The 14,033-nt window shown below is 33.5% G+C and carries 15 protein-coding genes and 1 pseudogene; 2 read left to right on the top strand and 14 right to left on the bottom strand.

Going from position 1 to position 14,033, the window contains the following annotated elements; all coding sequences use genetic code 11:
* Window positions 1–38: 38 nt before the first annotated feature.
* The 7 genes from J3D55_RS13350 to J3D55_RS13320 all read right to left on the bottom strand — a co-directional run bounded on the left by J3D55_RS13350 (window position 39) and on the right by J3D55_RS13320 (window position 5,971).
* Window positions 39–1,325 carry a sensor histidine kinase gene (locus tag J3D55_RS13350; RefSeq protein ID WP_259131809.1) on the bottom strand — a complete coding sequence of 429 codons (1,287 nt, stop codon included), beginning with the start codon at window positions 1,323–1,325 and terminating at the stop codon, window positions 39–41.
* A gap of 27 nt (window positions 1,326–1,352) precedes the next feature.
* On the bottom strand, window positions 1,353–1,721 hold the full coding sequence (locus J3D55_RS13345) for a four helix bundle protein (protein ID WP_259131807.1): 369 nt from the start codon (window positions 1,719–1,721) through the stop codon (window positions 1,353–1,355).
* Window positions 1,722–1,744: 23 nt separating this feature from the next.
* The gene (locus tag J3D55_RS13340) at window positions 1,745–2,422 is read right to left on the bottom strand and encodes a response regulator transcription factor (protein WP_259131805.1); all 678 of its coding nucleotides are present in this window, start codon (window positions 2,420–2,422) and stop codon (window positions 1,745–1,747) included.
* Between the two features lie 124 nt (window positions 2,423–2,546).
* Window positions 2,547–3,299, bottom strand: coding sequence for an SDR family oxidoreductase (locus J3D55_RS13335; RefSeq protein ID WP_259131803.1), 753 nt, complete (start codon window positions 3,297–3,299; stop codon window positions 2,547–2,549).
* 29 nt (window positions 3,300–3,328) lie between these two features.
* Window positions 3,329–3,829: a CinA family protein gene (locus J3D55_RS13330; protein WP_259131801.1), complete on the bottom strand. Its 501-nt coding sequence runs from the start codon at window positions 3,827–3,829 to the stop codon at window positions 3,329–3,331.
* 222 nt (window positions 3,830–4,051) lie between these two features.
* Entirely contained in the window at window positions 4,052–4,666 is a 615-nt protein-coding gene (locus tag J3D55_RS13325; protein ID WP_259131798.1) for a Crp/Fnr family transcriptional regulator, read from the bottom strand.
* Between the two features lie 420 nt (window positions 4,667–5,086).
* The gene (locus tag J3D55_RS13320) at window positions 5,087–5,971 is read right to left on the bottom strand and encodes a DMT family transporter (protein WP_259131796.1); all 885 of its coding nucleotides are present in this window, start codon (window positions 5,969–5,971) and stop codon (window positions 5,087–5,089) included.
* Window positions 5,972–6,065: 94 nt separating this feature from the next.
* Here J3D55_RS13320 and J3D55_RS13315 point away from each other — a divergent pair, with 94 nt between their 5' ends.
* On the top strand, window positions 6,066–7,484 hold the full coding sequence (locus J3D55_RS13315) for an aminotransferase-like domain-containing protein (RefSeq protein ID WP_259131794.1): 1,419 nt from the start codon (window positions 6,066–6,068) through the stop codon (window positions 7,482–7,484).
* Between the two features lie 135 nt (window positions 7,485–7,619).
* Here the strand turns inward: J3D55_RS13315 and J3D55_RS13310 are convergent, their stop codons facing one another.
* The 6 genes from J3D55_RS13310 to J3D55_RS13285 all read right to left on the bottom strand — a co-directional run bounded on the left by J3D55_RS13310 (window position 7,620) and on the right by J3D55_RS13285 (window position 11,643).
* Window positions 7,620–8,216, bottom strand: a complete 597-nt coding sequence (locus J3D55_RS13310; protein WP_259131793.1) for a Crp/Fnr family transcriptional regulator — start codon at window positions 8,214–8,216, stop codon at window positions 7,620–7,622.
* On the bottom strand, window positions 8,213–8,593 hold the full coding sequence (gene ytxJ / locus J3D55_RS13305) for a bacillithiol system redox-active protein YtxJ (protein WP_259131790.1): 381 nt from the start codon (window positions 8,591–8,593) through the stop codon (window positions 8,213–8,215). Before ytxJ ends, J3D55_RS13310 begins: the two co-directional genes overlap by 4 nt.
* Window positions 8,590–9,051, bottom strand: a complete 462-nt coding sequence (locus tag J3D55_RS13300; RefSeq protein WP_259131788.1) for a DUF1569 domain-containing protein — start codon at window positions 9,049–9,051, stop codon at window positions 8,590–8,592. Before J3D55_RS13300 ends, ytxJ begins: the two co-directional genes overlap by 4 nt.
* On the bottom strand, window positions 9,045–9,581 hold the full coding sequence (locus J3D55_RS13295) for a YfiT family bacillithiol transferase (RefSeq protein WP_259131786.1): 537 nt from the start codon (window positions 9,579–9,581) through the stop codon (window positions 9,045–9,047). The genes J3D55_RS13300 and J3D55_RS13295 overlap by 7 nt, the downstream gene beginning before the upstream one ends.
* On the bottom strand, window positions 9,538–10,161 hold the full coding sequence (locus tag J3D55_RS13290; protein WP_259131785.1) for a hypothetical protein: 624 nt from the start codon (window positions 10,159–10,161) through the stop codon (window positions 9,538–9,540). The genes J3D55_RS13295 and J3D55_RS13290 overlap by 44 nt, the downstream gene beginning before the upstream one ends.
* A gap of 339 nt (window positions 10,162–10,500) precedes the next feature.
* Window positions 10,501–11,643, bottom strand: a complete 1,143-nt coding sequence (locus J3D55_RS13285; RefSeq protein WP_259131783.1) for a DEAD/DEAH box helicase — start codon at window positions 11,641–11,643, stop codon at window positions 10,501–10,503.
* 395 nt (window positions 11,644–12,038) lie between these two features.
* On the opposite strand from J3D55_RS13285, the gene pncA reads away from it, so the two are divergent.
* The gene (pncA, locus tag J3D55_RS13280; protein WP_259131781.1) at window positions 12,039–12,644 is read left to right on the top strand and encodes a bifunctional nicotinamidase/pyrazinamidase; all 606 of its coding nucleotides are present in this window, start codon (window positions 12,039–12,041) and stop codon (window positions 12,642–12,644) included.
* A gap of 184 nt (window positions 12,645–12,828) precedes the next feature.
* Here the strand turns inward: pncA and J3D55_RS13275 are convergent.
* A pseudogene (locus tag J3D55_RS13275) lies at window positions 12,829–13,984 on the bottom strand (pseudouridine synthase).
* Window positions 13,985–14,033: the final 49 nt, after the last annotated feature.

Genomic DNA, 14,033 nt, shown 5'->3' with positions numbered 1-14,033 from the left:
GCACCTAAATAGGCAAAGAATCTATTAAAAATTTAAGTTTAAAGATTAATGATAAAAATATGGTTATTATTTTCGAATCTATAATCAATCGTCCAGTTTTGGAACTTACAGATTTCTTTGATAATGGCTAATCCTAAACCACTTCCATTATTGTCAGCCGAATTTCTTGAAAACCTCTTGAATAAAAGATTTTTATCAAGTTCATTTGTTCCGGAATTAGAAATTTTAAGTGATTTTTCTGTAAGTTCTACAAAAATTGAAGCATCTTCCGAAGTATGACGAATCGCGTTAATCAATAAATTATTAATTAAAACTTCCGTCAAACCTGAATTTCCATTCACATAAACTTCCGGAAGAATGTAGGATTTTAGGAAAATATTCTTCTGCTGAAAATGTTCTTCCAACAATTCAATACTTTGTCGCACTAACACATCGAGCTGAATTTTTTCAGAATTATCAAACTGACTGTTTTCAATTTTTGCAAGCAATAATAGATTTTTATTAATTCTTGAGCTTCTGGTTAAAGCTTTATTAATATCTTCTACAATATGATATTGTTTTTCCGTAACATCCTCATTTTGAAGTAAAAGATCAAGCTTATGTTTAATAATTGCTAACGGAGTCTGCAGTTCGTGAGAAGCATTTTCCGTGAATTCTTTTTGCGTTTTATAGACTGAGATATTCTGTTCTATCAGCTTATTTAAAGACAGATGGAGTTCTTCAAATTCTGTGGTATCTGTTTTTTCAAACTCAATATTGCTTTGATGGTTAAGGTTAAAATTTTTAAGCTGTTCCAGCGTATTTCGGAAAGGTTTCCAGATGGTTGCAGAAAGTCTTCTGTTTAAAAATAAAAGTCCCAAAACGATCATTATAAAGAAGAAAGCTGTTGTAACAGCAATGACAGCAATGGTTTCCTGAGATTCTTCAATATTGGTCTGAATCGTGAAAAGATAAGGCTTGCTATTGATGTAAATAACCGTTTTCAGACATCTGTAACGTTCAATTTCTGACTTATCAGAAAAGCTTTTGGACTTCTCGATGGTTGTGTATATATCTCTTTTTAAGCTGTTTACCGGAATTTCTTCCATATTGGTTTCCGGCTGAATATGATTCCACAGTTCAATACTTTTTTTCAATTCCTGATCCGAAAGCTTCAGATGATTAAATTCGTACGCTGTTTTTTCTGCAACCGTCTTATTATGGTCGTCCAATTCCCCTTTCCAGATCGTATCGACCACCCAATAATAAACGGGAATACTTATGACCAGAATAATCAGGACATAGATGAGGAAGGGTTTTGTGGTCTTGCTTAATAGAGGCTTCAAATTTAATTATGAATTATAAGTTATGAGTTATGATTTCTTGCTGTTTGCTTTTGTTGTAATAATGATGCTTCTAACTATTTTTAATATTTCTACGGCATCATTATTTATATTTTCATATTCTAAATTTGATAAATATTCTGTATGAAAAAGTAATTCTATCCAATAAATACTTTCATCACATTCTTTTTGTGCAATGGCAAGTTTATGAATGAAATCAGCTTTACTTTCAGCATTTTGAGCTTCACGAATTAAGGCTCCAACCGCCGTTCCACTTCTTAATAATTGTTTGCTTAAAACATATTCATTTTTTGTAGATGTTAGATATTTATAAAGATTTACAATTCTAATTGAAAAATCAAAGCTCTTATCTTTTAAAACGTTTTTTTTCTCATTCATAAATCATAATTTATAATTCATCATTAGTACGAAATCCACTTATACCCTGTTCCATACACCGTCTTCAGATAATGTTCACAACCGGCGTCATAAAGCTTTTTCTTTAAATTTTTCACATGAGCATACACGAAATCGTGATTGTCGAGCATATCGGCAAAATCTCCTGAAAGATGTTCTGCCAAAGTACTTTTTGAGATCACTTTATTTTTGTTTCCGATAAAATATATTAAAAGATCAAATTCTTTTTTTGTTAAAATAATAGCCTGATTATTGATAGAAACTGTTTTCGCCAATAGATCAATTTCCAATTCGTTTTGCTTGATTGTATTTGAGTTATTAAACTGTTTTCTGCGAATAATAGAATAAATTCTTGCCATTAATTCTGAAAGATGAAAGGGTTTCGTCAGATAATCATCCGCTCCCATTTTTAGTCCGTAAATTCTATCGTCCAATGCGTTTTTTGCTGAGACAATGATTACTCCGTCCTGCTTATTTTGGTTCTTTAATTCTTCCAGGATTTTGAGTCCGTTTCCGTCGGGAAGCATGATGTCCAGAATAATACAGTCGTATTGAAATGTTTCAATCTTGTTCATGGCATCAGCGAAAGTGAATGCAAATTCGCACAAATAATTTTCTTCCGAAAGATATTCTGCAATACTTTTCGCCAGTTCCGGTTCGTCTTCTATGATCAGGATTTTCATTTTGCTAAATTATACACCAATTCTGAAGAAATTCTGAATTAAATATAAACAAAATAACCCACACAAAATGTATGGGTTTGCTTAGTTCTATGAAACTAATTCGAATATTTTAATTGAAATTATTTTATCCATTGACGATCAATCCGCCGTTTGGATGAAGAATTTGTCCTGTGATCTGAGCTGCATCATCGCTTGCCAAAAACAAGAAACTCGTCGCAATTTCTTCAGGAGAAGCATTTCTTTCCAAAGGTGGCTTCTTTTCGTCTTCTTCCTCCTCTCCGAAAGTTTTCTCCGTTAAAGGAGTTGCTACAGGACCTGGAGCAACAGCATTGACACGAATTCCTTTTAGTTTTGCCTGTAAAGCTAAAGAACGGGTAAAAGAAACAATCGCACCTTTTGTTGCAGAATAATCCAGCAATTCCGGATGTCCTTGATACGCGACGGCAGATGTCGTATTAATCACAGAATTTCCCTCTTTTAAATAAGGAAAAACAACTTTTGTCAACAAGATCATCCCTATAATATTAGAATCGAAGGTCTTTCTGATGTTTTCTTCTTCAAGATCTTCAATATTTTCAGAGGGAAACTGAACTCCCGCGTTGTTGATCAGAATATCAATCCCGTGAAATTCTGAAACTACTTTTTCTACCGTTTTTTTACAAAATTCATAATCATTAATATCACCTTTGAAAATAAGAGATTTTCTTCCTAGATTTTCAATTGCCGATTTTGCTTTTTCAGCATCTTCAGTGTTTGAATGATAAATGATGGCAATATTAGCGCCTTCTTTTGCAAAAAGCAAAGCAACAGCCTTACCAATTCCGCTGTCGGCTCCGGTGATGAGAACTGATTTGTTTTTTAACTTTAATTCACCCATAATTAAAATTATTTTTGATATTCAGATTTTTATTTTAAAATTAATGCCTGATTAATTTCACTTTTAAAACAACCTAAAATAAATTCTGTGTAATACAATTGGGCGTTCAAAGCTTGAGTTTTGGGATGCAGCTCCAGCTTTTTTGTTAAAATAATTTCACCTTTATAAGCAAAAGAGAAAAAGGCGAAAATTTTATAGGATGAATTACGAATCGGCGTACAGTAGCCGGTTGTAGCGATTGACCAGTCGGTTTCAAAAAGCTTGGCAACATGCAAAGCCATCGTTTCAGCAATGTTTTCTGAAACACAATCACAGTCTTCCGCTTCTACTTTGTCGATATTTAATAATCTTACTTTTTCGGGTAATGTATATGCGGTCATTCCACCTTTATAAAAAAGAGAAGCGTTCGGCATTTGCGAAAAAGCCAGCTGTAAACAGCCTGAAGTTACACTTTCTACGACCGAAATAGTTTCACCTGTCGTCATCAAAGACTGACTGATGTATTCTAAAAGATTTTTTTGAAATTCCATAATTTTAATATTTTAAGTGGTGTGTTTGGGTATTTTACTTTGAAAAAGCCACATAGAGAACTCTACCTGACTTGATTTTATTAATTACTCTTATTTATCAAAAGTAATTTTGCTTTCGTATTGTTCTAATTTTTAGATATTTAAAATCATTCTAAAAAATAGCCATTCATTAAATTTACGTGTAAAAGATTTTATTTTCTATGACCTGAGTCATAAGAAATATCAGTACAGAATTTTACGGTTATCTATCTTAAGATTTCCTTGTTTTTCCATCTTTTTTAAAGTTCTAATGACTGTTTCTACGCGCAAACCTATAAGATTTGCCAATTGTTGTCGGGTAAATGCGATATGAAAACAATGTTCACAATCTCCATCGTGATAGCTTTTTAGATAATCTAAAAGACCTTTTAATCGTAAAATAGGATTTTGAGAAGACATGCTTTGCAACATAATTGCCTTAAAGTAAAGCCTTTGTGATAAACAAGCATTCAGCTCCATAGAAAGTTTCGGATTTTTCTCTAAAAGCTCGATAAAATTGTTTTTGGGAAGTCTGATAATTTCAACTGGAGATAAACAAACCGCATTCATAACGTAAAATTTTTCCAAAAAAATCATTGGCTCTCCAAAGCTCTGTTTTTCTCCTAAAATATTATGAATGAATTCTTTCCCTTCTTCATTGTAGTTGTTCTGTTTTACCTTTCCCGTTACAATCTGATAATAATAAAGCGCATTGTCTCCCTCTCTGTAAATCGTATCTCCGGTTTTATAATTCTTGTCTTCTGCCCCGAACGAATACAGAGTTTCAGAATCAATGTTCATGCAGCTTATGGTTTTCATATCTAAGTTTTTTCTTAAAATTCTTTACAAAAAAAAGACCATAAATCTTATATTGTAAAAAATAATACAAAAATTTTAGGATTCCCAAATCTGCAACCGCTTATATTATTTCTATTCGATGTAAAATCTATTCTTTAACAGGCAACTATTTTTATTTTTCTATTAAAGTTTAAGCATTTTAGTAGAAATAAATTGTAGTCTTACTTTTTGAATGCAAATATCAAGCCTATATTTTGTTTTTGATAATTAAATATGATTATTTCATAATAATTTTTAATATTTTAAAATTATTATAATTAAATTGAAAATAAATTTAGCCTAAAATAAAAATTTCGTTAAACTGAATAAATGCTTTTAATTTTTTATATAAATAACCTAAGTTCTGGATAATATTTGTTAAAAACATTTCGTTGATGTATATTATTTGGCAAATTTCTTCGTTCCTGCAACACAAAGAATAACTCCAATTGTCACACCCAACATTCCCATACTTACTTGCTCATGAAGAAAATACGCAGCCAAGCCCAATCCGAAAAATGGCTGTAAAAGCTGTAATTGTCCGACTGTTGTGATTCCGCCTTGCGCCAACCCTTTATACCAAAATATAAAACCAATAAACATACTGAACAAGGAGATATATCCCAATCCAAACCAACCCTGAAAACTCACCGTTTCAATATTTCCCGGGAAATAAATAAAAAATAAAGGCAGCATTAATGGTAAAGCCAAAACCAAAGCCCAGGAAATAACTTGCCATCCTCCCAACGTTTTCGATAATTTCGCGCCTTCTGCATAGCCCATTCCGCATAAAATCACAGCCAGTAACATCAGAATATCGCCTATCGGAGAAGCGGAAATCCCTTGTGAAACGGCATATCCAATGACCAATAAGCTTCCGATAATTGAGAAAAACCAAAATATCGGATGTGGTCTTTCACCGCCACGAAAAACGCCGAATAAAGCCGTCATTAATGGCAACATCCCTAAAAACACAATAGAATGTGCCGAAGTTAAATGCTGCAAAGCCAATGCAGAAAGCAAAGGAAATCCTATCACACAACCAATAGAAACCAAAAATAACGGGAAAATCTGATCTTTCGCAGGACGTTTTTCTTTAAAAATCAATAAAACAATGAGCGCCAAAACTCCGGCAATTCCGGCTCTTGCAATGGTAACGAAAATCGGACTCATCTCCATTACCGCCAATTTTGTTGCAGGCATTGAGCCGCTGAAAAGCAAAACTCCGATAAAACCGTTGATCCATCCCTGTAAAGCCTGATCTTTTGATATTGTATTTGTTGTCATTTTTGTAAGTCTTATTTAATGTTTCAAAATTATTAAGATTCAATAAATAAACACAGTCTCAGTTTTGTATATTTGCATGAGTACAGTTGTAAAAATGAACAAAGAATATTTATATACGGAAATAGCCAACGGAATTGCCTCACAAATCCGAAAAGGAATATTAAAAACAGGTGACAAACTGCCTTCTGTAAGGAAATTATGCACAGATCACCACATCAGTATGAACACCGCAAAACGTGTTTTCCTTGAATTGGAATCGCAGTCTTTGGTGGATTCAAAACCGCAGTCAGGTTATTTTGTGAGCAATATTCTTTCGGTAAAACTGCCTTTATCTGAAGTAAGTAAACCCTCATTAATCGCCAATAATGACGAACCGGATGAACTGATTAATAAAGTATATGAGAATATCGGCAAAAAAGACATAACGATTTTTTCCATCGGAATTCCTTCTGGAGATCTTCTACCACAAGCAAAACTTAAAAAAGAGATCATCAATGCGACCCGAACTTTGAAAGAAGGCGGAACAGAATACGAAGAAATTCAGGGGAATTTGAAGCTTCGAAGAATGATCGCATTGAGATCTCTGCAATGGGGCGGAAATTTTCACGAAAATGACTTAATTACTACAAACGGAGGAATGAATGCGTTGTCGTTTTGTTTAATGGCTTTGGGGAAACCCGGTGATACGATTGCCATTGAAAGTCCGTGTTATCCGGGGATTTTGCAGTTGGCAAATGGTTTAGGATTGAAAGTGTTGGAACTTCCGACTCACCCTACAACGGGAATTGAAATTGAAGCTTTAAAAAAAGTAATTCCAAAGATTAATCTCTGTCTTTTAATTCCGAATTACAATGCGCCTTTGGGAAGCCTGATGTCGGATGAAAATAAAAAAGAAGTCGTGAAAATTTTGTCAGAAAACAATATTCCTTTGATTGAGGACGATGTTTACGGCGATCTTTATTTTGGTTCAAACCGTCCGAAATGCTGCAAATCTTTTGATAAAGAAGGAAATGTTTTGTATTGCAGTTCGATTTCAAAAACATTGGCTCCCGGTTATCGCGTCGGCTGGATTGCTCCCGGAAAATATAAGGATAAAATTTTAAAATTAAAACTCCTCCACTCTACTTCATCGATTTCCATTGTGAATGAAACCGTTGCCAATTTTATGAAAAACGGCTATGAAAAACATCTTCAGCAGATGAGAAAATCTTTGCAGAATAATTATCAGAATTACGTTCATACCATTGCAGAATCTTTTCCTGAAGGCACAAAAACAAGCCGTCCACAAGGCGGATTATCTCTTTGGGTAGAATTTGATAAAAACATTAAAACAACAGAATTGTACGATTTGGCGATTAAAGAAAACATAAGTATCGCTCCCGGAAGAATGTTTACGCTTCAAAATCAATATGAAAATTGTATGAGACTTTGTTTTGGTTTGCCATGGAATGAAGAAACACAGTCGAAACTAAGGCAGGTTGGGAATTTGGCGAAAAGAGTTTATAAGATTTAATGATAAAGTTTGGACTGTACTTTAATAATTAAGTTTGTCATTTCGTAGGAATTTCTGCTAAATTTTTTAAACGTAAATTGCTTAGATTCCTACGGAATGACAAATATTGTGGTTAATCTATATTATAAAATCAGTTTATTTACTATCCGGAACAAAGTTTTTTCTAGCTAATTCTTTTCTCACTCGGCTTAAACTTTCAGGAGTGATTCCCAGATAAGAAGCGATCATCCATTGCGGAACTCTCAACAACAAATCGGGATACATTTTAATGAATTTCATGTATCTTTCTTCTGCGGTTTCGCCTAATAAAGAATTGATTCTGTCCTGAAGACTTTTAATATGTTTTTGAAGTAAAATATCACTTTTCTCAAGACTGGTCGGAAATTCTCCGATCAATTTATTAATAAAATCCGGGTGTAGCAAAAGCACCTCAGAATCTTCAACCGCTTCAATATAATAAATTGATTTTTCGTGGAAATAAAGACTGCTTCGATCGGAAGTCAGCCAACTTTCGGGAGCAAACTGAATGATGTGCTCCTTCCCGTTTTTGTCGATAGAATACATTTTTAAAAGCCCTTTTTCGACAAAATAAATGTATCTGCAGACTTCACCATATTGTAAAATAAACTGGTTTTTCGGAACCTTTTTCATTTCATAATGCAGACTGCACATGTTGACCTTTTCTAAGGGAACATCTAAAACTTTGGCTAAATAATTGTTAATATTTTTCATCGTGTAATTTGATCTGCCGATATATCTTGGTGTGAAGCGTTGCTTATTGCCTTTCCGTTTTCTATTACGATTAATTGCGGGCTTTGGTGTGTTACTCCAAGATCATCTGCAATTTTATTGGAGATAGATCTGTGTGCCAACAAATCTAAGTAATATAACTCTACTTTTTCATCTAAGCTTTCTATTTCTTTTTCAAAATTTCTCAATACCGTTTTGCTGATGAAGCAACTCGTTGAATGTTTGAATATTGCAATTTTATTTTGAAATGAATGGTCAATAGCTTTCTTTAAATCTTCTTCGGATTCTATTTTTTTCCAAAATGATTTTTGTTCCTTCGCCTCTTCTTTTCCTCCGAATATTTTATCAAAAAAACTCATACGCTAAACTGTTTTAAGTGATGATTAAGATGTTTGTATTCCAGAAAACCCCAGTCTTTTTTGTCCATTTTTCCAAAAAGAACATGACGCGCAGGTACGTTTTCGTTTTTTAAATTCTGCAAGTACTCATCAAGTGTTTTTAAAAGACTTTGTTTTTCTTCATCAAAATCACATTCAAAATTAACGATAAGTTTTTGAAAAGTAGGCATATTTCGGGGAATTCCGTTATTAAAAATCTGCATTTCCCATTTGGTAAGAATTCCTATCGCTTCAAAGAGATGATTAACACTGGGAAGTTCTATTTTTTTCAACGGAACCTGAAGTACATAATTGCAGTGTCTCAACATTTGAGCAACATTCATTTTTCCCCATTTTGCTTGGGAATTTTTAGTTAAATTAGAAATTCTGCTTTTGATTTCCTCAAAATAAATTCGATTATGGAGACTTTTCTTTACCAACCTTTTTCTTTCTTCAGATTTTCGATGTGTGCAAAATGATGATTACAATGCCAAACATACAATGCAAGACAAGTTCTAAGATCGTAATTTTTATTTTGTTCAGGATGATGAAAAGTTCTTTCAAAGTGCTTATTGGTCATGCTTTTTAATAAAGCAGCCCATCTCTGATGCGTTCCTTTAAGCATTCTCATGGTTGGTTTTATAGGCATATTCAAGCTGTCCTGAAGTTCTGCCCATTTTGCCTCATCATAAGGTTTTATCGTCGGATTATCTTCTGTAAGAGCCAATTTAAAACGCGTAAAACTATTGATATGACTGTCCGCAAGATGGTTTACAACCTGTCTCACTGTCCAGCCGCCTTCTCTGTATTGGGTGTCGAGTTGATCGTCGTTAAAATCTTCGATCAGATTTTTCAATTTTCCCGGAAAATCTCTGATTACTTTAATATATTCATCGAGTTTGATATCGCAGATATTTTCAGGTGCTTCAAACTGCCCTATCGGAAATCTCTTTTGTTCTAAGTTGTTCATTTTTAATTATATTGGTTAGTACGCTAAGTAAAATGACAGCGTCTTTGTCTTTTAAATAATACAGCATTTTGTTTTTATAATGATCTTCTTTTGAGAAAATCATAAAGTGATGACGGTATTTTTTTATTTCTAAATCTTCAAATAAGATCTCTTTTTTATCAAATTTAATTCTATCCTTTAAAATATCAATTCCTGCAATGCTGAATTCTTCATTTTTATCAAACTTTTCAAGATAATGACCTACCATATCGTCGATAAAGTTGTCCCACAATCCATCAATAATATCACAGTATAACTGATGTTTTTCGTTTAATTTTCTTCCGTAAAAAAGTTTAAAAAATATCTTGAGTTCTTTATTTGAATGCGTTCTGATAAAAATTTGATATTCTCTTCCTATTGTCATTCGGTATCCGTTGATAAAATGAATTCCGTAGCGAAGTCCGGCAATATCTTCTTTATTAATAACAGTAAAAAGATCATCAATCTGATCCTTATTTTCAAATTTTATAAAATTTTCGTTGATGATTAATGATCGTTTTCTGGTATCAAATAATCCACGAACAATGGTAAATTCTTTCATAAAATGCCGATTTGTCCGATATTATATTCTAGACAATTTTTGAATATTAGTTTTGGGTAAATTTATTAAAAATTCGAGAGTTTTAAACGGACTTGTTTAAACTTTTATTTTAACCGCAAAAGTCACAAAAGAATAACACATTAGATATTTTAAGATCATCACTAAACCGCAAATAAGAACGCATTAGTTTTTTAAAATCTTTGATTTTTATTCTTTTGTAAACTGCTGTTTTGTAAATAAATGAATGAATTATTAAAATTAAGAGATTGTGCTTTTAAGTTTAAATTAAAAAAGCTCCAATTCGACTAAAATTGGAGCTTTTATATTTAAATTCATGCATTAATAACCATGCAAATCAATATCTTCTGTTCTTTGTAAAGTTACCTTCTTTCCCATTTTCTTTTGAATCACTCTGAAATGCTGTAATTCGTCGTCCGTCAGAATGCTGATCGCAGTTCCTTTTTCACCTGCACGACCCGTTCTACCGATACGGTGGATGTAATCTAAAGGCGAACGCGGCAACTCGTAATTGATAACACAAGGCAACGATTCGATGTGGATACCACGACCGATTAAGTCTGTAGCAACCAAGATCTGGGCGCCGTTTACTTTAAATTCTTCCAAATTATTTCTTCTTGCACCCTGCGATTTCTGACTGTGAATTGCGACTGCTTTTATTTTATTCTTTTTAAGTTTTTCAACCAGATTATCTGCTGATCTTGTGGATGCAACAAAGATCAACGCTTTTTCAACCTTTTTTTCTTTAATTAAATAACGCAAAAACGGACCTTTATTTTCTGGAGAAACGTGATATGCCAATTGCTCGATATCCTCAATTTCAACTTCTTCTTTTTTAATTTCAATCATTACAGGATTGAGAGATAAACGTTCCTTCATTTCAGAAACTTTATCATTTAAAGTCGCTGAAAACAAAGTCGTTTGCTTTGCAACAGGCATCAAAGCGAAAAGCTTATTCATTTCTTCGCCAAAACCTAACTGAAACATTTTATCCGCCTCATCAATCACCAAATGCTTAATTCCTGAAATACTCAACGCCTTATGATCAATTAAATCCAATAAACGTCCCGGAGTCGCGATAAGAACTTCAACGCCAAACATTCCTTTCATCTGCGGATTGATAGAAACACCGCCATAGACAGCCATTGTACGGATTTCACGCTTTAAATTTTCTGTAAAAGCTCTGAAAACTTCATCAATCTGAATCGCCAATTCTCGCGTAGGAACCAATATTAAAACCTGAACATTACGGTCTTTCTTAACTTCCGCATTTTGTAATTTCTCTAAAATAGGCATCACAAAACAAGCCGTTTTCCCGGAACCTGTCTCCGCAATTCCCATTAAATCTTTTCCCTGCAGAATAACAGGAACAGCCTGCTCCTGAATCGGAAACGGCTTCAAATAACCTAATTTGTTGACAGAACGAATAATATTGTGTGATAATCCTAACGATTCAAATGACATAAAATACTTAATTTACTGCAAAGATAAGCTATTGAAATTTAGCTAAATTATTAAGTAAAAATATTCAGCTTTAATAAATAATTTTTTTTGTTGGAAAATCGCAAAGGCGCAATTTTTTTTAATCTCGATACTGTTTTAAGGCGCAAGAAAATCAAAGATTTTTAGCAAAAGCTTGGTTTGAAACGTTTTCAATTTTATCCCAGATAAAATTCTTGTGTCTTATAATATGCATGCTAATTATAATTTGCGTCTTTGCGATTGAACAACAGTTTAATATCTATAAAATATGAGTCAATAATTATTTATCTAAATGCCGATTTGTCCGATAATTAAATTTTGGATAAATTTTTGAGGGTAGTTTTCGTAAATTTATCAATAATTCGAGAATTTTAATTATGAAAAAAGCGTTAATAATCGTAGATGTACAGAATGATTTTTGTGAAGGTGGCGCATTGGCTGTTCCGGGTGCAAATGAAGTGATTCCGTACATCAATGCTCTAATGGAAGAAAATGAGTATGATCAAATTGTTTTAACTCAGGATTGGCATCCTGCAAATCATAAAAGTTTTGCCAGCAACAATGGCAGAAATGTCGGCGAAAGTATTATTCTGAATGGTGTTCCGCAGTTTATGTGGCCAGATCATTGTGTTCAGGGGACTTTCGGGGCAGAATTTCATAAAGATTTAAATAGAGATAAAGTAACTCACGTTATCCAGAAAGGAAAAAATACTGAAATTGATGCATACAGCGGTTTTCAGGACAACAACCATTTTATGAAAACCGGTTTGGATGATTTCTTAAAATATCACGATATCCAATTATTGGAAATTGTAGGTTTAGCAATGGATTATTGTGTAAAATTTACGTGTACAGATGCGGTTGCAAGCGGGTATGTTACTTGTCTTCATTTTAACGGAACGCGTGCTGTCAACGTAAAACCTGATAATGGAAGAGACGCGATCTACGAAATGATTCAGAAAGGCGTGACCGTTTTAGGATAGTTTTTAAATTTACTCTGTCATTCAGAACGAAGCAGAAGCGTAATGAAGAATCTTTATTAAGCTAATAGATTCTTCTTTCGTCACAGAATGACAAACTGCATAAAAAAAGACGTTGAAAAATATTCAACGTCTTTTTATTTTTTAACTTAAAATTAGCTCTAAAAATCCGAAAGTCGAATCCCGATTAAAGCATTTTAAGATTGTTTACTTCAAGATCTGTAAGGATTCTCCAGTGTCCTCTTTTGATGTTTTTCTTCGTTAATCCCGCAAACATTACTCTGTCTAAAGCTTCCACTTCATATCCTAATCTCTGGAAAATTCTTCTGATCACACGATTCCAACCGATATGGATCTCGATTCCTACTTCATTTTTAGGTTTTCCTTCGATATAAGAGATTTGATCTACCATAGCTACTCCTTCGTCCAAACGAATACCTTCAACGATCAGTTTCATGTCTTCATTGGTTAATTTCTTATCTAATGTTACGTGATAGATCTTTTTAGCGTCAAAAGATGGGTGCGTCAGCTTTTTGGTCATGTGTCCGTCGTTCGTTAAAAGAATAACTCCCGTTGTAGAACGATCCAGTCTTCCCACAGGGAAAACACGGTAAGGAGAAGCGTTTGCCACCAAATCCATTACTGTCTTTCTTGCTTTGTCGTCTTTCGTTGTAGAAATATAACCTTTTGGCTTATTAAGAAGTACATACACTGGTTTTTCCGGAGTAATATTCTGTCCGTCGAAAACTACTTTATCTGTTTTCTCAACCTGATATCCCATTTCATTCACCACTTTTCCGTTTACTTCTACCAAACCTTGAGTGATCAGTTTCATCTGCTTCTCTTCTGCTGCAGATTCCTGAATTGGCGATGTATTTATTAAGACGGATCGTGTCTTTATGAATATCTTTTTCTATTTTATTCAGTCTTCTTTTCTGTACGAAAGATTTTGCACCATCTTGATTTCTGTCATCTCCACTTCCTGGTCTTCTTCCGTATTTTAAGCTGCCTCTTTCATACTTATCTCTAGTATTAAAGCTTTTATCTCTAACTCCTCCTCTTTGTGGAGCAGATTTTCCGAATGATTTTTTTTCTTCACCTGGGCTGCTGATAAATGGCTCTTGTTCAGTTTTTGAGTATTTCTTTTCCATTCTGGCTTGGTAGCTTGTGTCGCCACTGCTTTTCCTAGAATCAGAATTTCTCTCTCCAGCCTTTGGAAATGGTTTTTTGAAAGGTTTTGAACCAGAAGAATTTCCTGATCTTGAAGCACGAGAATCATCAGAATTATTTCTTGTTGAACTTCTTGGTTTCTTTGGTCTTCCTGAATTATTGTCTCTGCTCATGCTAAATATTTGTGCAAAGATAGTTAATTTAGTAACGAGTTAAAAATTA

Source organism: Chryseobacterium ginsenosidimutans (genome assembly GCF_024807225.1).
GTDB classification, from domain to species: domain Bacteria; phylum Bacteroidota; class Bacteroidia; order Flavobacteriales; family Weeksellaceae; genus Chryseobacterium; species Chryseobacterium ginsenosidimutans.
The sequence above is the reverse complement of the archived record's forward strand: the minus strand, read 5'-3'. Positions and strand labels throughout refer to the sequence as shown.

Coding starts and splice junctions, on each gene's coding strand:
- J3D55_RS13290 (WP_259131785.1), bottom strand. CDS start 10,161: ATGAAAGAATTTACCATTGTTCGTGGATTATTTGATACCAGAAAACGA.
- J3D55_RS13340 (WP_259131805.1), bottom strand. CDS start 2,422: ATGAAAATCCTGATCATAGAAGACGAACCGGAACTGGCGAAAAGTATT.
- ytxJ (WP_259131790.1), bottom strand. CDS start 8,593: ATGAGTTTTTTTGATAAAATATTCGGAGGAAAAGAAGAGGCGAAGGAA.
- J3D55_RS13345 (WP_259131807.1), bottom strand. CDS start 1,721: ATGAATGAGAAAAAAAACGTTTTAAAAGATAAGAGCTTTGATTTTTCA.
- J3D55_RS13325 (WP_259131798.1), bottom strand. CDS start 4,666: ATGAAAACCATAAGCTGCATGAACATTGATTCTGAAACTCTGTATTCG.
- pncA (WP_259131781.1), top strand. CDS start 12,039: ATGAAAAAAGCGTTAATAATCGTAGATGTACAGAATGATTTTTGTGAA.
- J3D55_RS13330 (WP_259131801.1), bottom strand. CDS start 3,829: ATGGAATTTCAAAAAAATCTTTTAGAATACATCAGTCAGTCTTTGATG.
- J3D55_RS13335 (WP_259131803.1), bottom strand. CDS start 3,299: ATGGGTGAATTAAAGTTAAAAAACAAATCAGTTCTCATCACCGGAGCC.
- J3D55_RS13285 (WP_259131783.1), bottom strand. CDS start 11,643: ATGTCATTTGAATCGTTAGGATTATCACACAATATTATTCGTTCTGTC.
- J3D55_RS13320 (WP_259131796.1), bottom strand. CDS start 5,971: ATGACAACAAATACAATATCAAAAGATCAGGCTTTACAGGGATGGATC.
- J3D55_RS13315 (WP_259131794.1), top strand. CDS start 6,066: ATGAACAAAGAATATTTATATACGGAAATAGCCAACGGAATTGCCTCA.
- J3D55_RS13310 (WP_259131793.1), bottom strand. CDS start 8,216: ATGAAAAATATTAACAATTATTTAGCCAAAGTTTTAGATGTTCCCTTA.
- J3D55_RS13295 (WP_259131786.1), bottom strand. CDS start 9,581: ATGAACAACTTAGAACAAAAGAGATTTCCGATAGGGCAGTTTGAAGCA.